The organism is Castellaniella sp. (assembly GCF_041677825.1).
GTDB lineage: Bacteria > Pseudomonadota > Gammaproteobacteria > Burkholderiales > Burkholderiaceae_B > Castellaniella.
The window spans coordinates 13,956-37,602 of record NZ_JBAYPG010000018.1 but is presented as its reverse complement, the minus strand read 5'-3'; the positions used below and the strand labels follow the sequence as shown (position 1 = coordinate 37,602).

The window sequence follows — 23,647 nt, the reverse complement described above, 5'->3', positions numbered from 1 at the left end:
TCCGCAGGCCATTCATTGGCTGATTGTCTGACGCCAGGAAAGTGCCTGCAAGTTGTCGCGGACCACCCGCTTGAGCACCTTGCCCGACGGGTTGCGCGGCAGTTCATCCACCAGATACAGCGCCCTGGGTACCTTGAAAGAAGCCAGGTACTGGGCACAGTGAGCCGCGAGTTCGTCCAGTGTGAGTGACTCGCCGGGCGCCAGAACAACCACGGCCACGACGCGCTCGCCCCACTGGGCGTCGGGCACCCCCACCACCGCAGCGTCAGTGATTTTCTTGAGCTTGAAGATCACGTCTTCTACTTCGAGTGAAGCCACATTTTCTGCGCCTGTCAGGATCATGTCCTTGCTGCGGTCGGTGACGAAGAGAAAACCATCCTCATCCAGATATCCGACGTCTCCACTGCGCAACCAGTCGCCAAAGAAGCTCTCGGCCGTTTTCTGCGGATCGTTCCAGTACCCCCTGGTCACCTTCGGCCCACGGATACAGATCTCGCCCAGGGTATCCGCAGGCAGGGCATTGCCCTGCCCGTCCATGATCCGGATCTGCACATGCGCCAGGGCGCGACCCGTGGAGCCGATTTTTTCGATTTCCTTGCCGGGCTCCATGAGCGTATCGCCACTGCAGGTTTCGGTCATCCCGTAGCCGTCGATGAAACGCCCCTGGGTGAATACGCGTGTAAAGTCGCGAATGCGCGTATCGGGCGTCTTTTCGCCCCCTGCAATGCACCAGCGAAAGGAAGACAGGTCGTGCTCGACAGCCGAAGGCTCGGCCAGCACCCGGCTGAGCATCACCGGAGCCATCCAGCCACAGGTGACCCGGTGTGCCTGTATGGCCTTCAGCACCTCGAGCGCGTTGAATTCGCGCAGCAGACACATGGTGCCCCCCACTTCGAAAATCGCCACCCCAGGCAGATCGAAGGCGCCGACGTGGTAGAGGGGCCCCACCGACAGCAATGTGTCATCCCCGGTGAGCGGCAGCGCAATGATATGGTCCACGGACTTCCAGTGCATGTTCGAATACGTATGCATCACGCCCTTGGGGTGTGATGTCGTGCCCGAGGTGTACATCAGCCTGACCAGGTCGTCCGGTCGGGCCACGCAGACCTCGCCCGGTACCGCCTGTGCTACGGCATGATGGGCGCAGACGTCGGCCTGCATCGCCGCATCCACGACGACACGATCGAACGGCAGCGCAGCAATCTGCTCGAACTCTTCATCCACGAACAGAAGCCTGGCGCTGGAATTCTCGAGGATGAACGTGGCCTCAGCGGGTGCCAGCCGGTAGTTGATGGGCAGAAACACCGCGCCGATGGCACTGACGGCAAATGAGATTTCCAGAAATGCCGGGCTGTTCTTCATGAACAGCGCAATGACATCACCCTGCTTCAGCCCCCGGGCCTGCAGATACCCGGCCATCTTCATGATGCGCCCATGAAAATCGCCATAGCGGATGCCCTGGCCCTGGTACACAATGGCGACCTTGTCGGGTGTGCGCAATCTGTGAAAATCAACACCGGCAGTCAAGTTCATCATCAGGAATCACCTCTGGTTCAGAAATCGGTTCGAGCAGTCCGCCTTGCATCAATATGAGCGCGGCATACCGAGATCGTGTATGGCGATGTAGTTCAGGACCATTTCCTCGGAGATGGGCGCGAATTTGAACAGACGGGCATCCCGCCACAGCCGTTCGACGTGGAATTCCTTGGAAAACCCCATGCCGCCCATCGTCTGCATGCTGCGTTCAATGGCATGAGTGGCAGCCTGAGAACCGATCAGCTTGGCCACATTGGCCTGCGAGCCATAGGGCAAGCCATTGTCGCAACGCCATGCGGACTGCAGGTTCATCAGCCTGGCGCATTCCAGTTCTGCATGCGCCTGCGCCAACGGAAACTGCAAGCCCTGATAGGCAGAAATTGGCCGGTCGCCAAAGACCTTGCGCTGGCCGGCATAATCCAGCGCCAGCCTCATGGCCAGGCGCCCGGCACCCACCATGCAGGCGGTGGTCACGATGCGTTCGGTATTGAGCACATCGAGCAACTCCTGGAACCCATGATGCAGGGTGCCCACCAGTTCTTCGGGTTCGATGCGCACATCATCAAAAAAAACCGAGCTGGCACTCAAGGTGCGCGTGCCCACCTTGTCGATGGCCGTGTGGCTCAGGCCCTCACGATCGATATCGATCATGAACATCGAAATCCCTTCGGAGCGGCGTGCCACTTCGTCGGGCTTTCGGGTGCGGGCCACCACCAGCATCTTCTGCGCGGCTTCGACCATGGTGATCCAGATCTTCTGCCCCTTGAGCCGCCAGCCGTCGCCATCAGGCCGGGCAAATGATTTCATGGCCAGTGTATTGGTGCCGCTATCGGGTTCCGTCAGCGCCATGCAGAAATGCATGTCTCCCCGGATGAGACGCGGCAACAGGGCCTGCTTCATTTCGGCACTGCCGAACTTCGAAATGGACACGCCGCCGAATATCGGATTGGTCATGAACAATTGGCCAAGCGTGGCCCCACCCCCACCTGCGGCCAGCGCCTCGACGATCAGCGCCACTTCGGTCATGCCCTGACCCGCGCCGCCATACGCCTCGGGCAACGCCGCGCCCGCAAGACCCGCATCGCAGATGGCCTGCCAGCACTCTGCCGGGAATGCCTGCTGCCGATCCAGGTCAGCCCAATACTGAGGCCCGAACTCACGCCCGATCCGTTCGGCCGTTTCCACGATCAACGTCTGCTCTTCACTCAAATTGAAATCCATGTGCATGTTTCCTGGTTGACAGCGGCTCAAGGCAAGGTACGCAGTAATTGGTGGGGGGTTTGCAGCAGATCGACGACCGCCTTCAGAAAACGCATGCCACTTGCCCCGTCGTGCAGACGGTGGTCGGCAGCCAGCGTCAGGCCCAATTCCTGACACAGAACGGGCTGACCCTGGGCATCTGGCCGGAAAACGGGCCGTACGGCCCCCACCCCGAGAATTGCAGACTGGGGCGGATTGATGATGGGTGCCATGTAGGTGGCCCCAAGCATGCCTGCATTGGATAGCGTGATGGCGCCGCCATGCAGGTCATCAGCCGCGCAGCGACCATTGCGGGCACGCTCGACCAGGGCATTGGCGCGAGCCGCCAACCCATCCAGCGCGGCCCCCGACAAGCCATGAAGAACGGGCGCCATCAGCCCTTGCTCTGTCGTGACCGCGACACCGACATCGGGTGTGTCGAATGCAATGATGCCGTCATCGTCCCAGATCCGGTTCTGTTCGGGATGCCGCAGCAGGGCATGCGCCACAGCGGCGATCAGGAAATGATTGATGGTCGGTCGAGGCGCGAAACCGGCCTCGATGAGTTGCTGGCGCAGCACCAGCAGTTGTGACACCTCGGCTTCGACAAACAGGTAGAAATGCGGGATATCCTGCTTGGCCTGGACCAGACGCCGGGCCATGGTCCGGATCCGGCCGTGGGCAGCGGTGCGCGTGCCCGAGCGCCCGGCATCCGCTGAAATCGAAGCCGCGCCGCCCTGCGGCCCTGATACCTCAGCAGCACAGGAAACAGCCAGATCGCTGGGGTCTGTGGCCACAGCCATGCGCACATCCTGCGCCTTGATGCGGCCCCGCGGCCCCGTACCCGGCACGGTATGCAGATCCACATCGTGCTCGGCTGCCAGGCGCCGCGCCAGTGGCGTGGCCCGCAAACGGGCCGGCACATCGACGGGAACCCGGGCCTCTTCGACGTCTGGCTGTACCGGCTCGACCTGATGCAGATCAGTCGCAGGCGAATGCCCCGATGCCGCCTCCCCGGCATCGGACGTCTGCCCGGCAGCCGTCTGTGGCTCATCTGCATCCGTACACCACCGGCCGACCACGGTGCCCACAGGTACGGTCTCGCCCTGGGCCACCAGAATTTCGGCTATTTCACCTGCCTGCGTGCTGGTGATCTCGTTTGCGACCTTGTCGGTCTCGACCACGAACAGCACATCCCCTGCGGCCACCCTGGAGCCGGCATCGACCAGCCACTCCAAAAGCAGGCCTTCGGTCATCGTCAGGCCCAGCTTGGGCATCAGAATATCCGCGCTTTGTGACATCACCTTAATTTCCACTGAATTTGGCACTGCGTTTCTCGAGAAACGCCTGCATGCCTTCATGCGCATCTTTGGTATCGAATACCAGGCTGATCATCGCCTGTTCGTGCGCAAGCGCACTGCGCAGGGGCATCTCGCCACCTTCGACCAGAGTGCGCTTGAGCAATTTCATGACTACAGGAGATTTGGCTGCAATCCTGTCGGCCAGCGACAAGGCCTCTTTCATCAGGTCGCCCCGAGGCACTACGCGATTGGCCAGCCCGATGCGAACCGCCTCGTGCGCATCGATGCGCTCGCCCGTGAACATCAGCTCACGTGCCACGCACGGCGCCAACTGACGGATGGCGCGTTGCGTGCCACCGGCGCCGGGGAACAGGCCCAGCCCGATTTCCGGCAACGCCATCACGGCGTTGTCAGCCAGCATGCGGATGTCAGTGCACAGCAGCAATTCGGTGCCCCCGCCCAGTGCCCAGCCATTGACGGCCGCAATGGTGGGCTTGTCGCATGCTTCGACCCGGCGAAAGATACGGTGGATGTCTTCGGCAAATTCAAAGTAGTGCGGCAAGGCCTCGCGAGTCGCCATCTCGGCCAGATCACCTCCGGCAATAAAGGATTTTTCGCCTGCCCCCGTGATGACGATGGCACGCACCTGCGCATTGCCCTCAAAATCCATGAATGCCCGCTCAAAGGCGAGCATGGTTTCGGCGTTCAGGGCATTGTGGACTTCTGGCCGATTCACGGTGAGGATAGCGACATGTCCGCGGATTTCCTGCAATATGGCCGGTTGACTCATTTTCTTCCTCCAGAGACAGGGATCAGGCCATCACGCGCTGGACGGCCTGGATGATTTGTTCGGCGTCAGGCCGATAGATTTTCTCGAGTGATGGTGCAAACGGAACCGGAACGAACGGGGCGCCCACACGCACGATCGGGGCATCGAGTTCATCGAAACCGATGTCTGCCATGCGGGCCGCGACTTCGGCACCCACGCCAAATGCCTCGACCGCTTCATGGGCAATGACCAGACGATGCGTTTTCGCCAGCGATTCGAGCACGGCACCCTCATCCCAGGGCTGCAGGCTGCGCAGATCGATGATTTCGGCCGAGACCCCCTGCGAAGCAAGCTGATCAGCTGCTCGGGCGGCCTGGTGGACCATGGCCCCGTAAGTGACAATGGACACATCCGTACCCGCACGCAGCGGGTGAGCCTTGCCCAATGGCAGGGAAAAGGGCTCATTGGGCACCTCGCCCTTCATGGCGTACAGTGCCTTGTTCTCGACAAAAATGACCGGATCGGGATCGGCAATGGCGCTCTTGAGCAAACCGTAGGCATCGGCCGGGCTGGACGGGCAGACCACCTTGAGACCAGGGACGTGCGCAAACCAGGCTTCCAGACACTGTGAATGCTGCGGCCCTGCGCTGATGCCGCCCCCATGCGGGGTACGCACCACCAAAGGCACGGAACCCTGGGCCCCGAACATGTAATGGGCCTTGGCCGCCTGATTGACGATCCCGTCCATCGCCAGCGTCATGAAATCCATGAACATGATTTCGAGCACCGGCCTGGCGCCCGAGAGCGCAGCACCCACCGCCGCCGCAGCCATGGACGCCTCGGAAATCGGCGTATCACGTACCCGCAATTTGCCGAACTTGTCAAGCAGCCCACGAGTGACACCAAAAGGCCCGCCAGCCGCAGCGATATCTTCGCCCAGAAGAATGACGCGCTCATCGGCGCGCATGGACTCTTCCAGAGCCCGGTTGATGGCATGGCCAAAACGCAGCTCAGCCATGGCGCACCTCGATCGTGTGAGCATAGACATCGCGACAGGCATCGGCCCAGACGGGCAATGTGCCCTGGCGGGCGCGCTCGACGGCGCCCTCGACCTGGGCATGCACCGCAACACGCATCTGCTCGATCTCTTCGTCAGGGATACCATATTCACGCAGCACCCGCTGGAACAGCATGACGGGGTCATGATCACCCAGAAGTTCAAGCTCGGAGGCGTCCCGGTATTTCTGCGGGTCGCCTTCGTAGTGGCCGCGCCAGCGATGCGTCATGCATTCGAGCACATAAGGGCCCTGACCCGCGCGTATGGCGGCCACCGCCTGCTGGCCAGCCTGCTCGACCTCGAGCACCTGGTTGCCATTGACCTTGGCATGCGGAATCCCGAACGCGTTGGCGAGATTCTTCAGGTCGGCCACAAACTGCTCTGCCGTGGGCGAGAATTCGGCCCAACCATTGTTTTCACAGACGAACAGCAACGGCAGCTGCCACAGCGCCGCCATATTCAGGGATTCGTGCAGCACGCCTTCAGCCATGGCGCCGTCACCGAAAAAGGCTACGGCGATCGCATCGCTGCCCGCGACCTGATGCGACAGGGCGCTGCCCAGGGCAATCGGCACGCTCGCCCCCACAATGGCATTGGCGCCCAGCATGCCGATGGACAGATTGGCCACGTGCATGGAGCCCCCCCGACCCCGGCAGATCCCCTCGTCACGCGCCATGAGCTCGAAAAAGAAGTCATCCAGAGAAATGCCCTTGGCCAGGGCATGCCCATGACCTCGATGCGTGGAAGCGACCGTATCCGTGGCGCGCAGAACCCCGCCCAGGCCCGCTGCAACCGCCTCCTGGCCCACGCTCAGGTGAATGAAGCCCGGTACTTCGCCATCCGCAAACAAACGGCTCAGTTGTGTCTCGACAATGCGGATGGTGATCATTCTCCGATAGAGATCGAGAAGATCTGCCGCAGCGTACGCCACGGGCTTGTCTTTTTCCACGGGCTTGTCTTTTTCTGTAGCTGACTGCTTCGTCACGAATGGCCTCCAGTCCTCATGCAAGTCGATACGGTAAAAATGGCACTCCTGCTGCGTGTATTCCTGGCCATCGGGTCAAAGGGATTGCTCCAGGATCTGAATGACGTCGCCAGGACGATCGATGGGGCGGGGGTTGCTGCGTACCATCATGTTCTGCATGGCACCGTTTGCAATGGCCTCGAAATGCTCGCGCCCCACCCCGACGTCCTTCAGGCGGGTGGGCAGCCCCAGATCACGCACTAGCGCTTCGATCAAGTCGGCTGCATCGCGACCCGCGTCCCCCAGGGCTGTGCTGATCAGTTGCTGGCGATCGGCATTGACGCCATGATTGAAGCGCAGGACGTTGTGCAGCATGACGCACGAGGTATAGCCATGCGGCACGCCAGCCACCGCCCCAAGCTGATGGCCGATGCCATGGCTGGCCCCCCAATCGATACGCCCCAGACCCGTGGACGCGAGCCAGACACCCAACTGGCTGTCAAGCCGGCTGCCCTGATCAGCGGCATCGGCACGACTCGCCCTGAGCGAAGTCGCCAGCATGGCCAAACCATGCAGACAGGTCGCGTCAGTGAAGGGCTGTGGATGGCGGGAGCAGACGGTTTCCACTGCATGGTCCACCGCTCGTATCCCCGTGGAAAACCAAAGCCAGTCTGGCGTATGCACGGTGATGGCCGGATCCAGGATCACCACCCGGGCGCCGATGTCCGGCGATGAATAGAGATCCTTGACGGCGCGGTCTGGATCCGAACACCCACCCAGGTGGCTGAATTCGGCACCCGAGAGTGTCGTAGGCGCGGCGATCTGCCGTACGGGCGAAGGCGCCACCCGTGGAACGACACGCGCACCGTCTTCATTGACGCGAATGCGGAAATCCAGCAATGCCTTGGCCGTGGTGATGTTCTCTGCCAGGCAGATCTGCAGGATCTTGGCGGTATCGATAGGCGTGCCGCCGCCCACCGTGACCAGAAGATCGGGCTGCGCCTGGCGAACCGCAGCCGCTGCCTTCAGGACGCTGTCGATGGGTACGTGCGCGACGCACTCGTCGAAACGCCCTGCGTAACGGGATTTCAGTGCAGCCTGTATCTGGTCGACCACGCCCGTTTGCCGGCTGAGCGTCTTGCTGGCGATCAGAAAGACACGCTGGGCATTCTGACTGGCCACCACATCTGCTATTGCCTGTGCGACTGGTATGCCAAAAACGACACTGTCTTGATCAAGGAAATCATACCGACCCTGCATGTACGCCATGAAATGCCTCCTGGTTGTGCATCCGCAAGCCGTCTGCAGTACGCCCGACACGCGTGGTGCGGCCATACATCGACGCTATTGCACTATTGTGAAGCGAAGTGTAGCATCAAAATGAATCATGCTTCACTATTCATAATAGAACAACTGACCAGGAGACACAACGATGGGATTGAGTCGAATCATTGCCAGGTTCATCGAGCAGATCGAGCCCGACAACCTCCCTGCCGAGGTGGTGGAAAAGGCAAAGGCCTGCCTGCTCAACGGCTATGGCATCGGCATGGGCTGCCACAACACCCCCTATGCCCCGGTCGCCCGGCAGGCCGCTGTTGCAATGAACGGCATCTGGGACAATAACGGCGCCACGCTGCTGGGTGATGGGCGCAGGACATCCGTGGCCGGTGCTGCCCTGGCCAACAGCGCGCTGTTCCACGGCCGTGCCCAGGAAGACACCTGTGGTGCCGCCCACCTGGGCGCCATCATGATCCCCTTGCTGACCGCCATGATCGAAGCCGGGCATGACAGTACCGCTGACCTGATCCCGGCCCTGGTCGCCGGTTACGAAGCCGGTGGTCTGCTGGAACAAGGATACGCGCAGTACACCACCCCGGCCGGGCTGCGTTCATCCACGGTATACGGCACAATTGCCGCGGCGGCCGCATCGGCACGCCTGCTCCGGCTTCCGGTCGATCGGATCGAAGCGGCCCTGTCCAATGCCGCCTCTTTCTCGGGGGGCCTGCTGCAGTCATTCGCAGACGGCACCGACGAGTGGCGCTATCAGGTCGGGGTGGTCGGTCAAACCGGCTACACCGCCACGCAGCTCGCCCGCGCCGGTTCCGTCGCGGCGCCTCACGCATTCGAAGGGAGGGCGGGGCTTGTCAGGGCACTGGCACGCGTCGATTGCGATGTCGATGCGCTCGCGGCCCGGCTGGGCAAGGAATGGTCCATTCTGCGAGTCACCTTCAAACCCTATCCAGTATGCGCATTCAACCAGACCCCCGTCATTGCCGCACTGGCGCTCAGGCAGACCCTGCTCGACAAAGGCCTCGAGTCCGACAGCGTGCAGAAGGTCAGCGTCAGCATGAATCCGTACGAAACCGGCTATGCTGGCATGGATGCCCGGGGTCCATTCAACTCGATTTCCGGCACCTTGATGAGCATTCCTTTCTGCATTGCCAATACGCTGCTGTACGGTGAGCCGGACATGCACAGAATGACCTCTTATGACGACCCGGCCGTGGCCGCCCTGATGGAACGCATCGATCTGCTTTCCGATGAGTCCGTGGACAAACTGTGCTGTGTCATCGGTCTGAAGATCAACGGCCAGCCCGACCTCGAACACCGCCAGATGATGACAGTGAATGATTACGCCTATAATCGACAGCAGGTCGCCAGCCTGATACGCCGCGTAGGCAGTGAAACCTCGCTGCCAGAAGCGCTGTACCAGAAACTTGAAGCATTTGTCGATGCACCTGATCAACACCCGATCAGCGACCTGCTGGCATGCTTCGGTGGCCTGCCAGGCGCAAGACGCTGACCTCCTGACGCTCAAATTCAATCATCATCGTGGCCGTCCGCAATCTCCAGCCCAGAACCCCATCTCACAGCGGGAGAAAGCGCCCCCCCAACCAGTGGCGAGCAGGGCGCAACCGCAAGGAAAAATCCGAGCTGGTGCGCAGCAACCTTCTGTGGGCGGCCACGAAACTGGTGGGTGAAGAAGGGTATGCGGCCGCCTCGATTGCCAAGATCACCCAGTTGGCCAACGTGGCCATGGGGACGTTCTACAATTATTTCGACACGCGCCAGGCGATCCTCGATGAGCTGCTGCCACGCATGGGCAAGAACATGCTCGAGTACATTCGCGAGCGCTCGATCGGTGGGCACAATTTCGCCGAACTCGAAGAACGCAGCTTCGAGGCATTCTTCGAGTTCATCGACCGCGAGCCGCATTTCTTCAGGATCCTGAACGAGGCCGAAAGCTTCGCCCCCAAGGCGCACGCCGCACACCTCGACATGGTGTCGCGACGCTACATCCGGTTTCTGCGTCGTTCGGCGCAAAATGGCGAATTCCCGGGATATTCCGACAGCGAACTGGAAACCATCGCATATATCCTCATGGCGACCCGCACGTACCTGTCCCAGCGTTACATGAACGATGAAGACGCACAGCACCTGTTGCCCAAGGATGTCGTCAAGACCTACATGAAATTCGTGCGCTTCGGCCTGGAAGGTGCCCGCAAAACAAGCTGCGAGCCTGAAAAACGATGAAGCGCGGTCATGCCTCGGGCGCCATGCGCTGGCACAACGCCCTCACCTTGCAGGTATCCCCATGAGCCACCTCCTCTTGCACACCGAAGTCGCTGCCGAGTGGGTCGACTACAACGGCCACATGAATGACGCTGAATACGGCCACGTGTTCTGCACCGCATCCAACCTCATGATGGACACGATCGGCCTCGACGCCCCCGGGCGCGCGGCGCTGCAATGCACACTGTTCACGCTCGAATCGCACATCTGTTATGTGGCCGAAGTCCATCAGGGCGAGCCTCTGCGAGTGATGCTGGATATCCTTGACCGCGATGCGAAGCGCATACACGCGTTCTTTTCCATGTATCGCGCCGATGACACCCTGGTGGCCACAGGCGAACAGCTGTTCATGGCCATGTCGACCACCACCAGGCGGCCGACCAGGCTGCCCGAGGCCGTCAACCAGCGGCTGGACGAATATGGCCAATTGCCACGCGATGCCTGGCCGAAGCACGCGGGCCGGCCGATGGGCATCAGACGGCCGTCGCGCTCCGGAAATCCTTGATGCGGGCACCGAGGGTGCCGCGCAGGACCGACTGGTCGGAACCGATGATGAACAATCGAACGCCGAGATCCTTGTAATACGCCAGCTGGCGCATGTCGGGCAGGAACATGCCGACCGTTCTGTGGGCCTGTCGACAGACGGATGTCACGACCTTGACGGCCTCCTGTACCTTTTCATGCATCACGCCATCGACGCCCAGTGACACGGCCAGGTCGGCCATGCCCAGGAACAGGCAGTCCACCTCGTCTACGGTCACGATATCCTCAATCTGCTCGACGCCGGCACGATCCTCGATCTGACAGATGACGACGGTATTGCGGTCGGATCGATCGATGTACTCGGCCATGCCAACGCCACCGTACCCGCCCGCCCGGTGCGATGCTGAAAACCCCCTGCTGCCGTCCCTGTAACGGGTGGCCCGTACCACTTTCCTGACCGCAGCGGCGCTCTGCGCGTGGGCCGAAATGATCCCTGCTGCACCCGTATCCAGCACTTCCAGGACAGAAGCGTCGCTGGTTCCCGAAAGACGCACCAGGGCGGGTATGTCCCAGGCGCGCGCGGCCAGCATGCAGGCATCGATGTCCTTGCGGCCAAAGGGCGCGTGCTCGGCATCGATGGCCAGGAAATCCAGCCCTGCTGCCCCCATGACCTCGACGATCTGATAGGCCGGGGTCTTCACGAAACTGCCCATCAGGAGCGACCCGTCACGGATTCTCTGGCGCAATGTCACGTTCTGTACCATGACGCCCACTCAGCCGCCATACTCGGGGCGTTTCGGCGTGAAGATGTCCAGATTCAACACGGGCTCTTCACCCACGACCACCCCCCAGTGCCGGGTATTGGGCGGAATGACCACCAGCTGGCCAGGCCCCATCAAGATCGATTCGTCTGCGATATGAAAGCGGATCCTGCCTGCCAATATATAGGCGATCTGTTCATGGGGGTGTGCGTGCGGCTTGGGCTCGTGCCCGGGCGCCAGACGATGCAGGGCCAGTGTGGCGCCTTCGCCGGAAAATGATTTGCGCTCGACCCCGTCGCGAACCGGCGTCCAGGGGATCGAATCCCAATCAACCTGATGTGCTTTCATGAAACCTCCTGTGTTCACTCAGCCTTGCCGAACAATCCCATGGGTCTGACGGAAATGAATGCCAGCAGGATCGACAACGCCGCAATGTTCTTGAAACCAGAGCCAAAGACCACGATGGCCATGGACTGCGCCAGGCCCAGAATGATGCCGCCCACGAAGGCGCCGGCAGGATTGCCGAACCCCCCGATGATGGCTGCAATGAATCCGCTGATGGCAAACGGGACCCCGACATCGAAGGCCGTGAACTGGGTCGGGGTGATGAGCACGCCCGCGATGGCCCCCAGGCCGGCAGACAGCGCGAAGGCATAACCCAGCATCCGGGCCACGGGGATGCCCTGCAACGCAGCCGCTTCGCGGTTGATCGCACACGCGCGCATGGCACGGCCCACGCGGGTACGGGTAAAGAAAGCAGCCAGGGCAGCCACCAGCAGGATCGAGGCCACCGCGATGAACAGCAATTGATAATTGATTGCCACGCCCCCCATCATCAGCGGCGGCAAATCAATGAAATTCGGCAGCGACTTGGGCTGGTCACCCGCCGACAGCAAGGTTGCTCGTTCGAGGACGATCTGCACGGCCAGCGTCGCCAGAATCATGACGAAAGGGGCGCTGTTTCGATGCCACAGGGGGCGCACGACGATGCGTTCGATCAGGACGCCCAGGGCACTGACCAGGGCAATCGCAAGCACGGCGGCCGTGAGCAGGGAGAATCCGCCCAGAACGGAAAAGGCATAGGTCATCATGCCACCCAGCATCACAAACGCGCCCTGGGCAAAGTTGACGATGCCGCTGGCGTTGTAGATGACGCAGAAGCCAATGCCGATGAGGCCATAGACACAGCCGATACCAATACCCGAAGCCAGTGCCTGCAGGATGAATGTCAGATCAGGCATAGTCGACTCCACCCAGATAGGCCTCCAGGACGCGCGGATCATTCTGCACCTGCTCGGGTCCGCCTTCAGCCAGTTTCTTGCCAAAATCGAGCACGATGATCTTGCTGGCAATGTCCATGATGAGGCGCATGTCATGCTCGATGATCAGCACTGTGACGCCCTGCGCCACGATCTGCCTCACGATCAGCGCAAGATTGCCGGTTTCTTCCTGGTTCAACCCGGCCGCCGGCTCGTCGAGCAGCAGCAGTCGGGGCCTGGCAGCCAGGGCGCGCGCGATTTCCAGAAGGCGCTGCTGACCATAAGTCAGTTCGGTGGCCCCGATGCCGGCCCTGTCCTCGAGCCCGACGAAGTCGAGCAGTTCCATGGCCATGCGGTCGACCATCCGGGTCTGTTCACGCACCCGCCGTCCGCGCCACAACGCCGCCCAGATATCCCCCGTGCTTTGCAGATGTGCACCGATGCGCACATTCTCGAAAGCGGTCAGGTCCGGGAACAGCTGCACGAGCTGGAATGTCCGGATCAGGCCACGCGCCGCGATATCGACCGCCCGCATGCCCGTCACATCCTGACCATCGAAGGACACCGTCCCTCTGGTCGGTGCGAGAAATCCCGAAATCATGTTGAAGAGGGTCGTCTTGCCGGCCCCGTTTGGCCCGATGATGGCACTGATGGTACCGGCCTCGATGGAAAAACCGACATCATCGACCGCAGTCAGGCCACCGAACTGCTTGGTGACGCCAGCCAGTTCAAGTAGTTTCAATTGCGTCTACCTCTTGCAAAAAAACGGCCAAACGACGCCACGCCCTTGGGCGCAAAGATCAGGATCAGGATCAGCGCAGCGCCAAAGGCAAGATCCTGGTAATCCTTGAATCCACGAAATATCTCCGGCAGCAGGCTGATGATGCAGGCCCCCAGAATGGGCCCGAGCGTCGATCCTATGCCGCCGACGTAGAGCATCATGAACCCTGCGATGACCATGTTCAGCCCGAACACTTCGGGACTGACAAAACCGACGAAATGAACCATCAGGGAGCCCGCCACCGCGGCATAAATTGCAGCGATGACAAAAGCAGCCAGTTTGTAGTACGCGATATCGACCCCCAGTGCCTGCGCCGCACTTTCACTACCGGAAATCGCCAGCAACGCATTGCCGAAACGTGATTTTTTCAGGCGGTTGGCCGCAAACAGGGCCAGCACCACGATCGCCGACAGGAAATAGAGCTGCCAATGGGGATCGAGAATCTCCCACCCCCCAAGCGCCAGCGGTGGAATGCCGGAAATCCCCATGTAGCCCTGCGTCATGGAATCCCATTCAACCGCAATTTCGTAGACGATCAGCCCCAGGGCCAGTGTGGCCATTGCCAGGTAATGCCCACGCAGGCGCAAGGCCGGGTAACCGACCACAAACGCCGCCATCCCGGCGCCCACGACCCCGACGGCAAAAGCCGGCAACAGGCCCCAGTCGTAATTGGCCGTCAGTATGGCAGAGGTATAGCCACCAATGGCAGCAAACGCGTTCTGGCCGAAAGAGACCTGGCCGGCATATCCCATGAAGAAATTCAGGCCAATGACAAATATCGCATAGATTGCCGCGAAACCCAGCACGGTCACCAGATAGTCACCGAACATGGGAGACAGCGCAAGGATGACAAGGCCCAGCGCAGCCGGCAGATAGCGCATGGCACCGCCATTGGCTGTATCAGGTTGACGCAAGATAATACCTCGCTAGATCATTCGCAGAACCGATCTGGTCGGGCGTCACTTCCGCAACCACTTGCCCGACTGCCATCAGATAGGCCCGCGAGGCCAGTTTCAGTGCCATGGGTGCTTTCTGCTCGACCAGCAGCACACTCAGGCCCGACCGATTCAGATGCCCCAGGGTGGTCAGTATTTCATCGGCCAGACGTGGTGCCAGCCCCAGTGACGGCTCATCCAGAAGCAGCAGCTTGGGCGCGGCCATCAGGCCACGCCCGATGGCCAGCATTTGCTGCTCGCCACCAGACAGGGAGCCCGCCTGCTGAGTCTGGCGCTCCTTCAACCGCGGGAACAGCTCGAACACCTGTTCCAGACGCCGCTTCAATTCGGCCCTGTCATGGCCGATCAGGTAGGCGCCCAGATCGAGATTGTCGAGCACGGTCATGGGCCCGAATATCCCCCGCCCCTCGGGCACCATCACGATGCCCCGCTTCGTACAGCCACGCGGGTCATTGACCGGCAGCGGGGTGCCCTCGAAATGCACTGAGCCAGCCCCCTGCACGAGACCCATCACCCGGCGCAGCAGCGTGGATTTGCCTGCGCCGTTGGGCCCCAGCACGGCGACCAGCTCACCCCTGCGCACGTGCAGGTCCGTTGCATGCAGCGCTTCGACCTGCCCGTAACGGGCCGTGAGGCCCTTGATTTCGATCAGGGCATCCGCCATGGCATTCATTTGACGATCTTGACCTGACCGTCGGCAATGGTTGCCAGATAGAATGGGTTCTCGGTGATACCCTGGTGAGCCGTTTCAGAAAAATTGTAAACGCCCGAAGTGCCCTGGAATCCGGTAACGCCCTCGATCGCGTCGCGCACTTCGGGGCCTTCGAAAGAGCCCGCCTTTTCAATGGCCGCCTTGGTCACGAACACCGCATCCCATCCACGCCCCGACCAGTTCGGATCGCGATCACCATATTTTTCACGCCACGGCGCCAGGAAATTCTCGATGCTGTCCTTCAGCGCGCCATCGGGCAAGGCTTCGGCAACCTGCGAGGGCGACGCCACGAAGAAGAACTGATCACCCAGCACCTCGGCCACAGGCTTGAACACGGCCAGATCTTCCAGGCTGGTGAGCAACAGGGTCTTCAGACCCAACTGCTTGATGTTCTTTGCCGCGGTCAGGGTGGTACCGCCCAGACCGATCTTCAGTATGGCTCCGGCCCCGGCAGCATTCATCTTGCTGATCTGAACCGACAGATCCGGGTCATCGGTCTTGTACTGCTCGACACCGACGATCTCCAGACCATATTTTTCGGCCGCCTCGAGGGCCACGTTCTTCTGCAGATTCGCATAGGGGGATGGATCGTGCAGAATGCCGACCTTGCGGATATCCGTCGCATCCTTGATGTATTCGAGCCGCTTCTCGACCTCGAACCCGGCCAGAGGCAACGTACTGAATGCCCATTTCAGTTCATTGGGCTTGGTGGGCAGGATCGAGCACAGCATCATGGGAATCTGCGCCCTGACGACGGCGCCCGCGGCGGCGAAGTTCCCGGCCGATACGCAACCGGACAGAAAGGCATCGACCTTGTCGCTGGTGATCATCTTGCGGTAGACGATGACCGCCTCCTGGGGTTCCGATCGATTGTCTTCGACGATGACCTCGATTTGGCGGCCATTGATGCCACCGCTCTGGTTCACCGCCTCGGCAGCAAGTTTCACGCCATCGGTCCAGGCCCGGTCCACGGTAGCGGCATAGCCGGTCAGCCCGGCAGAAATGCCGATCTTGTAGGGCTCCGCATGGGCAGCACCCATGAGCAGGCCACAAAAGGCAATGCCTGTGAACACGTTTCGAATGTTTTCATACATTTTTCGTTCCATGGTTGTCTCCGTTCTGTTCATGGATTTCAAACTGCCTTGCCGTACCCACCACCTCCGGGGGTTTTCAGGACGACACGGTCACCTGCCTGCATGGTGATCTTGCGCGCTTCGGCCACTGGAATGTCATTGATCCTGAATTCACCCGCTGCGCCAGGGTCGCCACCATCGAGGCCATCCGGGCCCTGCTGCAACCGGCTCGGTACCGCATTCAACAGCCAGGGCTTGCTGGTATTCATGTGGAAAGCGATGATCTGGCCATCCCCGCCCGGCTGCAGACCCGCACCGCCCGAGCCCGGACGAAGTTCCTTGCAGTCGAACACGATGGGCATGGCCGCCTCCAGAATCTCGATGGGCACCGCACCGACGCCCGTGGGGTAGCAGGTTGCACTGAGGCCTGGCTTGGTCTTGCGCGCCCCCATGCCCCCTGAATAATTGAACATGGACGAGGTAAAGGCACGGCCATCGGCCTGCCGCCCCTGGACCTGAATGGTCCACACGGCCCCGGCCCCTTCGGCCAGTACACGATCGGGAAGAATCTGGTGCAACGCTTTCAGGATCGGCATGGGGACATACATGCCCACCACATGCCGGGCGTTGACCGGCACAGGGTATTCGCAATTGACGATGCTGCCCTTGGGGGCCGACACGATGATGGGCGCCAGACTGCCATGATTGTTGGGCAATTCCGGATTCAGGCAGCTTCTGATGGCGAAGGTAGAGTAGGCATGGGTGTAGTTCATGACCACATTGATCCCGGCCGCGCTGGCCCCCGAACTGCCGGTGAAGTCGATCCTGATTTCGCCCGCCACAGCATCCACCGTCAGGGCCGTCTTGAGCGTGATGATCTCGCCACCCGGCACGTCGAAGCGGGCCTCTCCGTGGTAGGTGCCTGCGGGCAGCTTGCGGATCGCATCGCGGGTGGCCGATTCCGAGCGCCCGATGATCTCGTCGGACAACGTTTCGATATCCTCCAGGCCATAGCGCCTGCACATGGCCAGCAACTGCCGCCCCCCAGCCTGCCCGCTCGAGACCTGGGCAGCCAGATCGCCAAAGACGTGATCCGGGGTACGAACATTCGAGCGGATCATGTGATGCAGGGTCTGGTTCGGTACGCCCGCCTCATGAAACTTCAGCGGCGGAATCCACAGGCCTTCCTCATGGACATCGCGTGCGCCCGCCCCGATCCCGTAGCCGCCGATGTCCGTGTGATGAATGGTGGACCCGATATAACCGATCAGCCGGCCTTCATTGAAAATCGGCGACAGCAGGGTGATGTCGAAAAAATGCCCTGCCGACAGCCATGGATCATTGGTGATGATCACATCGCCTTCAACCAGCTGGCCTTCGAATGCCCTGTGCAAATGGCCCCCGGCGGCTGCCAGGGAATTGATGTGCCCCGGCGTGCCCGTATTGGCCTGGGCCACCATGCGCCCGCGTGCATCGAACAGAGCGCTCGCCAGATCCCCGGCTTCACGGACGATGGGGCTGAACGCGATGCGCTGCAAGGCCTTGGCTTGCTCGCTGACGATGCTGACCAGGTTGGACCACAAAATTTCCAGTTCAATGCCATTCACGACTGATCCTCCTGTTGCGCGACGATGCACCCGATGTCATTGACCCTGGCCCGCCAATGCGGTGGGATGACGATGGTGGTTTCCCGTTCCTCGATGATGGCGGGCCCCATGATGCACTGACCAGCCGCCAGTTCACTGCGGCGATACACCGAAACCCTCTGGTCGCTTTGCCACAGGTGGACCACGCGCTCGCCCTTGGGGGCGCCTTCGCCTGCAGGCAGTTCGATGGCCCCATGAAACGGAATCAGCGGCCCGCGAGCGGTCAGGCGCCAGCTGACGATCTCGAGCGGAACATGGGATGGGTTGAAGCCGTACTGCGCCTCATAGGCCTCGTTGAAGATGCTTTCAATGACCCCGACATCATGCGTCTGCCTGGGGTCGCCCGGCAGCGTGATGCTCACTTCGTTCTGCTGCCCCAGGTAGCGCAGATCCGCCCCGAAGATCAGCGTGACATCTTCGGCCCGGCAGCCCGCTGCTGACAATGCAGTGTCCGCCTCCCGGGCCATGTCATCGAACAATTGCCCGACCCTGGACCAGTCGCTGAGATCCAGCCGGCCCAGGTCACCCCGCACCAGATCGAGACGCACCGGCGTGACCAGCGTCCCGAATGCCGACAGCACGCTGGCCTGCGGCGGAAAAATCACCGATTCGCTCTGCAGCAAGGCGCCCACTTCACACGCGTGGACGGGCCCTGCCCCACCAAAGGCGAACAGCGACAGGCCACGATAGTCGATCCCCCGGTCGGTCGCATGCGCTCGCGTTGCACCGGCCATCGCCTCGGCCACGATCCGGTAGATGCCCCGGGCTGCGGTGTGTGGGTCGGTACCGAGCTGCGTACCCAGTGCCTCGATGACACGCCTGTTGGCCTGCCGGTCGAGCTGCATCGCGCCCCCCAGAAAGTTGTCGGCATCCAGCAGGCCCAGATAAAGGTCCGCGTCAGTGACCGTGGCCCCGTCGCCGCCGCGCCCATAACAGGCCGGACCGGGCATGGCACCTGCACTGCGGGGCCCGACCTTCAGCAAACCCAGATGATCCACGGACGCGAGACTGCCACCACCGGCGCCTATCTCTATCATGTCGATCGACGGAATGGTCACCGGCATGCCGCTGCCTTCCTTGAACCGGTAGCGTCGGTCTACCTCGAAGAGGCCGGTGATCAGCGGCTTGAACTGTTCGATCAGACAGGCCTTGGCCGTTGTGCCGCCCATGTCGAATGACATCAGGCGCTCGAGGCCCAGCACTTCGGCATAATGACTTGCAGCCAGGGCACCGGCCGCCGGCCCGCTTTCGATCATCCGCACGGGATGATGCTCGGCCACCTCGATACCGATCACCCCGCCTGACGAAAGCATGATGAGCGGCGCGTTCGGATAGGCCTCCTGTCTCAGCCGCCGGGTCAGTGCGCGCAGGTACGGCTGGGACACCGGCATCGTGAATGCATTGATGGCCGTCGTGGATGCACGCGGATATTCACGGATCTGCGGCGCGATCTCGGACGACAGCGATATGTACAGGTCTGGCATCGCCGCACGCAGCATGTCGCCCACCAGCCGCTCATTGGCCGGATTGACATAGCTGTTCAGGAAACAGATTGCCACCGCCTTGACTTTCTGGCGACGCAATTCGTCGATGTACGGCTGCACATCGGACAATTCAGGCTGTTTCAGCAGGGTACCGTCGGCCAGGGTGCGTTCATCGATGCCGAAGGTCAGGTCGCGAGGCACCAGCGGGGGTTGAAACTCGATCTGCGGATCGTACATGTCGTAACGATGCTCATTGCGGATGGCGAGTACGTCGCGAAACCCCTTGGTGACCAGCAATGCCGTTTTCAGCCCCTTGCGTTCGATCAGGGCATTCGTGACCACCGTCGTGGCATGCACGATCACGCCATTGACGTCGCGGGGCGTGAGCCCCGCCTTGTGGAGCACGGAATCCACGCCCGCAAAGAACCCCCGCAGGAGGTCATCTGGCGTCGTCAGCGTCTTGTCGACCGTAAGCTGGCCGTCTGAACTGCGCAGCACGATGTCGGTGAACGTGCCACCAATGTCTATTGCCAATGAATGAGACAAACTGCACCTCCTTGTACTTATGTCTTTGTGTAGCCAAGCGAACGGGAAATCTGGCCTGCTGCGCCAATGACCAGTTCGATCAATTCTTTGGATGGATGATCGGGAATGTCGTGTACCGAGCCGATGATGGCGATCGCGCCAGCGTATTGGTTGCGGTGGTCGAAAACAGGCGCGGCCAGGCCATTGACCCCCCAGACGATGCCATCGGCTGCCGTGGCCCAGCCCTGCTTCTGCACGGCCTTGATGGCGATCTTCAGCAGGGATGCGCTGGTCACCGTCTCTGATGTCCATTTCTTGAGGGGGCTGGCCAGCAGATCGTCCAGCAGGTGCGCAGGGCCGAATGCGAGCGCTGTCTTGCCATGTGCCGTGGCATGCAGATCCATCCGGGTGCCTGGGCGGATCCCGAATTCGACCACGGTTCTTCCTTGCAGCAGTTCCAGAATGACGACCTCGTCATTGATCAGCGCCGAGAGGGAAATGGCCTGACCCGTGGCCTCGCGCAAGCTGGACATTTGTGCTCTTGCGCACGACAGAATCGAATACCGCTCGCGCAGTGCCTCGCCCAGCAGCAGCAACTTGATGCCTGCTTCATAGCGGCTGGTCACTTCATCCTGGCGGGCGAAACCATGTTTCACAAGTGCCTGCAGGTGCCGGTATACCGTTGCTTTTGAGGTGCCAAATGTTTTTGCAAGGTCGGTGAGCGCCACCGGTGCCCTGGACTCGACAAGGTATTCGAGCACCTGCAGGGCCAGATCGACGGTGGAGGGTACCCCTGGGGTTTGCCCTTTGACACGGCCCCCGGTACCAATGGACCTGGAAGGAGACGATGGGCCGACTTCTGACTGGGATGTAGTCATTCTGGAATCCTTGTGTTTCATTATTTGAAACAGTGTTTTATAATTATCAAATGCCACGCTCATGACGTCAAGTAGGGGTATCCCCCCAGGCCCGGGTACCGCCAACGAAGCACAGCCGGCAAACGGTTAAACTGCCGGCAAGTCAAGATTGGGTTTCATAGGTTTCACATCTGCCATGGCGCTCTCCAAGAATCTTCATCTGGGCCACGACGGTACGGCCTGTCCGCATGCCTACTACGTACGCCAGGACACTGACCGGTTCATCTCCACCCTGCACGCGCAGGGCTCCTGGCAGCCTGGGGAACAACATCTGGCGCCAGCGGCCGGGCTGGTTCTGGCCGAGGCCGAGCGGCGCCTGCCGGGCGACAAGTTGATCTCACGGGTCACGTTCGATGTGCTGGGGGTGATCCACTCAGGCCCGTTCACCATCGAGGTCGATGTCGTGCGCCCCGGCCGCACGATCGAACTGATCGAGGCCCGCATGTGCCACGGTCACCAGACCAGCATCCAGGCCCGCATCTGGCGCCTGGAAACCAGCGACACCACGTCCATCCAGGCGCTCGAATGGAATACCCTGCCTCCGCGGGAGACCATGCCTACGGTCCGGCTCGGTGACATCTGGACAGGCGGCTTCATGGCCACACTGGAGGCTCATCAGAGCACGGGCAATCGCCCTGGGCGCGGGCAGACCTGGCTGCGAACAGAGGTGCCGCTGGTGGCCGATGAGATCGATCCACCCGTGGCGGGTTTCACGAAACTGGTGGATACGGTCAACGGCATATCGGCTCGCCTGCATTCAGACCAGGCCTTCTTCGCCAACGTGGATCTGACCGTGCATTTCATACGTCAACCCACCCCTGGCTGGGTCGGTTTCGACACGCACGTGAATTTCGGCCCTACGGGCCTGGGCGAGACCTTCGCCGTGCTGAGCGATGCGCACGGCCCGGTGGGCACCGTGGCACAGAGCCTGACCCTGCGGCTGCGCTGAGCGTGAGCGGGGCGCCCTGGGTGCCATGATGCGCCGATTCAAATTTTCTAGCCGCCATCAAACCGCTTCACCATCCGCGTGGCGGTATAGGCCAGAACGGCCTCGCCGTGCTGGTTGACGACGTTGTTGAGTGCGGTGACGATCCCTCGGCCAGGCTTGGATGTGGGCCTGGCTTCGGTGACTTCACACTGCACATGAATGGTGTCGCCCGCGAAGACAGGCTTGTGGACTTTCAATTCCATGCCCAGAAATGCCAGACCCGTATGCTGCATGACAGACTGCATGAGCAGACCTTCCGCAAAACTGTAGACCAGGGCGCCAGGCGCGAGCCGACCCTTGATCAGCGACTCTTTTTCACGGTAATCGACGTTGGTGAACAACACTTCCAACATACCGGTCACACAGACGAAATTCGTGATGTCCGCCTCAGTGACTGTCCGGCCCACCGTTCTGAACTTTCGGCCTATAGTCCATTCTTCGAACGGAATACCCATACCCACCATGGGTAGTTCATCTGCATTCATGCCCACCTTGTTTCTCCGTAGTCATTTTGTTGAACGAGAGCGCCCATGTTATTCACGATAGCGGATGATTACAACTGACCCCCCGCACAGAGCGCTTGAGACAGGCCGGCATCAACCCGCCAGTGGATGCCACGGGTGATGCCTGTGTTTTAACCAACCCAGAGCCAGGTGAACCACGTGACAGTCAGATTGAATGAATTCCAGCAACCCATCGGTGCAGCCTTGCCGGGCTGGCGGGGGGCACAGTTGCCCGATGCCCGACCGCTTGTGGGTCGCTATTGCAGGATCGAACGTATTGACGTTGAGCGCCATGCAGCCGACCTCTACGAGGCCTATCAAGATGCCCCTGACGCGCGCGACTGGACTTATCTCTTTGTGGGGCCGTTCGACTCTCTCGGGTCCTATCGAAGCTATCTGACCTCGATCGCCAAGCAGGCCGACCCGATGCATCACGCAGTGATCGACTTGGCTAGTGGCAAGGCGGTCGGCACCCTCGCCCTCATGCGTATCGATGCCTCAAACGGAGTGATTGAAGTGGGCAACGTCACCTACTCTCCGCGCATGAAGCGTACCCGTCTCGCAACAGAAACCATGTCGCTGCTGATGAGCTACGTTTTTGAAGAACTTGGCTACCGCCGCTTCGAGTGGAAGTGCGATGCGCTGCATTCGGTTTCACGGGCTGCTGCGCTGCACTACGGTTTCAAGTTTGAAGGGATTTTTCGTCAGGCTATCGTCACCCGGCAGCGAAATCGTGATACCTCGTGGTATTCGATCATTGATAGCGAGTATCCTGTATTGCGGTCCGCCTATCGCCAATGGCTCGACACCAGCAATTTTGATGGGCAGAGCAGACAGATCCGGCGGCTTGCCGATTTCATCGTGCAAGAAGATCCGAGCCGCAAAAGCGACTAGAGTCGTTTTGTGATTGGTTTCCTCGATCACTTCCACCGACATCGTGGATACGCTCGTCTCAGCAAACTGCAGTTGTACCATCAACTGATGCTGGATGAACTGGCGACGCTCAAACAGGATATCGACAAGGGGCTCGCAGATGTCGCGGCTGGCCGCGTCCATGAATTCAATGTGCAGCGCATTGCCGAGCGAGGGAGAAAGCTATTGGCCGCACGCTCTTCCTGAC

The 23,647-nt window shown here is 60.9% G+C and carries 24 protein-coding genes; 6 read left to right on the top strand and 18 right to left on the bottom strand.

Translation table 11 applies throughout. From position 1 onward, the window contains the following. Positions 1-12: 12 nt before the first annotated feature. The 7 genes from WCY17_RS08905 to WCY17_RS08875 form a co-directional block, all read right to left on the bottom strand. Complete coding sequence (locus WCY17_RS08905; protein WP_372701828.1) at positions 13-1,536, bottom strand: long-chain-fatty-acid--CoA ligase; 1,524 nt, start codon at positions 1,534-1,536, stop codon at positions 13-15. Between the two features lie 48 nt (positions 1,537-1,584). Beyond that, on the bottom strand, positions 1,585-2,757 hold the full coding sequence (locus WCY17_RS08900) for an acyl-CoA dehydrogenase family protein (protein WP_372701827.1): 1,173 nt from the start codon (positions 2,755-2,757) through the stop codon (positions 1,585-1,587). Positions 2,758-2,783: 26 nt separating this feature from the next. Beyond that, positions 2,784-4,052 carry a dihydrolipoamide acetyltransferase family protein gene (locus WCY17_RS08895; RefSeq protein WP_372701826.1) on the bottom strand — a complete coding sequence of 423 codons (1,269 nt, stop codon included), beginning with the start codon at positions 4,050-4,052 and terminating at the stop codon, positions 2,784-2,786. Between the two features lie 28 nt (positions 4,053-4,080). Next, a complete protein-coding gene (locus WCY17_RS08890) occupies positions 4,081-4,866 on the bottom strand; it encodes an enoyl-CoA hydratase/isomerase family protein (RefSeq protein ID WP_372701825.1) in 786 nt (261 codons plus the stop codon). A gap of 22 nt (positions 4,867-4,888) precedes the next feature. Next, positions 4,889-5,863: an alpha-ketoacid dehydrogenase subunit beta gene (locus tag WCY17_RS08885; RefSeq protein ID WP_372701824.1), complete on the bottom strand. Its 975-nt coding sequence runs from the start codon at positions 5,861-5,863 to the stop codon at positions 4,889-4,891. Next, positions 5,856-6,791, bottom strand: a complete 936-nt coding sequence (locus WCY17_RS08880; RefSeq protein WP_372701857.1) for a thiamine pyrophosphate-dependent dehydrogenase E1 component subunit alpha — start codon at positions 6,789-6,791, stop codon at positions 5,856-5,858. The genes WCY17_RS08885 and WCY17_RS08880 overlap by 8 nt, the downstream gene beginning before the upstream one ends. A gap of 171 nt (positions 6,792-6,962) precedes the next feature. Next, complete coding sequence (locus tag WCY17_RS08875) at positions 6,963-8,126, bottom strand: iron-containing alcohol dehydrogenase (protein WP_372701856.1); 1,164 nt, start codon at positions 8,124-8,126, stop codon at positions 6,963-6,965. A 172-nt stretch (positions 8,127-8,298) separates the two neighbouring features. Here WCY17_RS08875 and WCY17_RS08870 point away from each other — a divergent pair, with 172 nt between their 5' ends. The 3 genes from WCY17_RS08870 (at position 8,299) to WCY17_RS08860 (ending at position 10,944) form a co-directional block, all read left to right on the top strand. Further along, positions 8,299-9,669: an MmgE/PrpD family protein gene (locus WCY17_RS08870; RefSeq protein ID WP_372701823.1), complete on the top strand. Its 1,371-nt coding sequence runs from the start codon at positions 8,299-8,301 to the stop codon at positions 9,667-9,669. 29 nt (positions 9,670-9,698) lie between these two features. Then, positions 9,699-10,400 carry a TetR/AcrR family transcriptional regulator gene (locus WCY17_RS08865; RefSeq protein ID WP_372701822.1) on the top strand — a complete coding sequence of 234 codons (702 nt, stop codon included), beginning with the start codon at positions 9,699-9,701 and terminating at the stop codon, positions 10,398-10,400. A 61-nt stretch (positions 10,401-10,461) separates the two neighbouring features. Then, positions 10,462-10,944 carry a thioesterase family protein gene (locus tag WCY17_RS08860; RefSeq protein WP_372701821.1) on the top strand — a complete coding sequence of 161 codons (483 nt, stop codon included), beginning with the start codon at positions 10,462-10,464 and terminating at the stop codon, positions 10,942-10,944. On the opposite strand, the gene WCY17_RS08855 is transcribed toward WCY17_RS08860, so the two are convergent. From WCY17_RS08855 to WCY17_RS08810, 10 genes are read right to left on the bottom strand one after another with little or no spacing between them, the layout of a single operon-like run. Continuing rightward, a complete protein-coding gene (locus WCY17_RS08855; RefSeq protein WP_372701820.1) occupies positions 10,913-11,686 on the bottom strand; it encodes an HpcH/HpaI aldolase/citrate lyase family protein in 774 nt (257 codons plus the stop codon). The two genes, WCY17_RS08860 and WCY17_RS08855, sit on opposite strands and share 32 nt — an antisense overlap. Before the next feature lie 9 nt (positions 11,687-11,695). After that, entirely contained in the window at positions 11,696-12,031 is a 336-nt protein-coding gene (locus tag WCY17_RS08850) for a cupin domain-containing protein (protein WP_372701819.1), read from the bottom strand. 14 nt (positions 12,032-12,045) lie between these two features. Beyond that, entirely contained in the window at positions 12,046-12,924 is an 879-nt protein-coding gene (locus tag WCY17_RS08845) for a branched-chain amino acid ABC transporter permease (RefSeq protein ID WP_372701818.1), read from the bottom strand. Further along, positions 12,917-13,684, bottom strand: a complete 768-nt coding sequence (locus WCY17_RS08840) for an ABC transporter ATP-binding protein (RefSeq protein ID WP_372701817.1) — start codon at positions 13,682-13,684, stop codon at positions 12,917-12,919. The genes WCY17_RS08845 and WCY17_RS08840 overlap by 8 nt, the downstream gene beginning before the upstream one ends. Further along, a complete protein-coding gene (locus tag WCY17_RS08835) occupies positions 13,681-14,637 on the bottom strand; it encodes a branched-chain amino acid ABC transporter permease (RefSeq protein ID WP_372701816.1) in 957 nt (318 codons plus the stop codon). Before WCY17_RS08835 ends, WCY17_RS08840 begins: the two co-directional genes overlap by 4 nt. Next, positions 14,624-15,343 (bottom strand): ABC transporter ATP-binding protein, encoded by a 720-nt coding sequence (locus tag WCY17_RS08830; RefSeq protein WP_372701815.1) that lies wholly within the window; start codon positions 15,341-15,343, stop codon positions 14,624-14,626. Before WCY17_RS08830 ends, WCY17_RS08835 begins: the two co-directional genes overlap by 14 nt. 5 nt (positions 15,344-15,348) lie before the next feature. After that, positions 15,349-16,497 (bottom strand): ABC transporter substrate-binding protein, encoded by a 1,149-nt coding sequence (locus WCY17_RS08825; RefSeq protein WP_372701814.1) that lies wholly within the window; start codon positions 16,495-16,497, stop codon positions 15,349-15,351. 26 nt (positions 16,498-16,523) lie between these two features. Beyond that, on the bottom strand, positions 16,524-18,071 hold the full coding sequence (locus WCY17_RS08820) for a hydantoinase B/oxoprolinase family protein (RefSeq protein ID WP_372701813.1): 1,548 nt from the start codon (positions 18,069-18,071) through the stop codon (positions 16,524-16,526). After that, positions 18,068-20,140 carry a hydantoinase/oxoprolinase family protein gene (locus WCY17_RS08815; RefSeq protein ID WP_372701812.1) on the bottom strand — a complete coding sequence of 691 codons (2,073 nt, stop codon included), beginning with the start codon at positions 20,138-20,140 and terminating at the stop codon, positions 18,068-18,070. The genes WCY17_RS08820 and WCY17_RS08815 overlap by 4 nt, the downstream gene beginning before the upstream one ends. Positions 20,141-20,157: 17 nt before the next feature. Beyond that, entirely contained in the window at positions 20,158-20,997 is an 840-nt protein-coding gene (locus WCY17_RS08810; RefSeq protein WP_372701811.1) for an IclR family transcriptional regulator, read from the bottom strand. 175 nt (positions 20,998-21,172) lie between these two features. Between WCY17_RS08810 and WCY17_RS08805 the strand changes: the two genes are divergently transcribed. Next, a complete protein-coding gene (locus WCY17_RS08805; protein ID WP_372701810.1) occupies positions 21,173-21,985 on the top strand; it encodes a thioesterase family protein in 813 nt (270 codons plus the stop codon). A 47-nt stretch (positions 21,986-22,032) separates the two neighbouring features. Here WCY17_RS08805 and WCY17_RS08800 read toward each other — a convergent pair whose 3' ends face one another. Further along, complete coding sequence (locus WCY17_RS08800) at positions 22,033-22,509, bottom strand: MaoC family dehydratase (RefSeq protein WP_372701809.1); 477 nt, start codon at positions 22,507-22,509, stop codon at positions 22,033-22,035. A 177-nt stretch (positions 22,510-22,686) separates the two neighbouring features. Between WCY17_RS08800 and WCY17_RS08795 the strand changes: the two genes are divergently transcribed. Next, positions 22,687-23,421 carry a GNAT family N-acetyltransferase gene (locus WCY17_RS08795; RefSeq protein WP_372701808.1) on the top strand — a complete coding sequence of 245 codons (735 nt, stop codon included), beginning with the start codon at positions 22,687-22,689 and terminating at the stop codon, positions 23,419-23,421. An 87-nt stretch (positions 23,422-23,508) separates the two neighbouring features. Then, entirely contained in the window at positions 23,509-23,646 is a 138-nt protein-coding gene (locus WCY17_RS08790; RefSeq protein ID WP_372701807.1) for a hypothetical protein, read from the top strand. Position 23,647: the final 1 nt, after the last annotated feature.